This is a genomic window from Caballeronia sp. INDeC2, assembly GCF_023631325.1.
Taxonomy (GTDB): domain Bacteria; phylum Pseudomonadota; class Gammaproteobacteria; order Burkholderiales; family Burkholderiaceae; genus Caballeronia.
The window spans coordinates 1-510 of record NZ_JALQDG010000068.1 but is presented as its reverse complement, the minus strand read 5'-3'; the positions used below and the strand labels follow the sequence as shown (position 1 = coordinate 510).

Here is a 510-nt window from a genome sequence, read left to right as displayed (position 1 = left end):
ACGGCGATGTGAACGGTCCACGCGTCCATTTTTGCAACGCCGGCGTCAGCCGCGCGAGACAGCAGGTAGAAGCCAGAGTCCAGCGGCCGGGGAAGCTTGATGACGTCCATATTTGCAATTGCGCTGGAGGCCCGCCGCGCATTGCGCAATCGCTGCATACTGCGGTTGCGCTCGCAATACGCCGGATGCGCACCCCGATATTCACGCCAGTAGCGCGAGTGGCCCGCGCGCCATTTCGCCTGGGCGCGAGCCTGGTTGTCGCGATAGTCACTGTCGTTACGGAGCCGGTTGCTCTGCCAGTCGCGTCGCCGGGCGCGCTGACAAGCCTCCGAGGAGCAATATCGTTGACGGGGGACATGCGGCAGCGGCGCAAACGCGTTGCCACAGGCAAGGCAAAAGCGGGTCGATTTCATGGGCCCCTCCAGGTCAGGTGGCGACGGGCGCACGCAGAGGTTCCGACCTGTCACGGCGGACTCTGGTGTGTTAGAGACATACATTTTTCGGACAGAC

At 63.3% G+C, this 510-nt stretch carries 1 protein-coding gene; it reads right to left on the bottom strand.

The annotated features are described in order from the left end of the window. A partial coding sequence (locus tag NCS28_RS33090) for a hypothetical protein (RefSeq protein WP_250517977.1) occupies window positions 1-413 on the bottom strand: 413 nt, incomplete at its 3' end. Window positions 414-510: the final 97 nt, after the last annotated feature.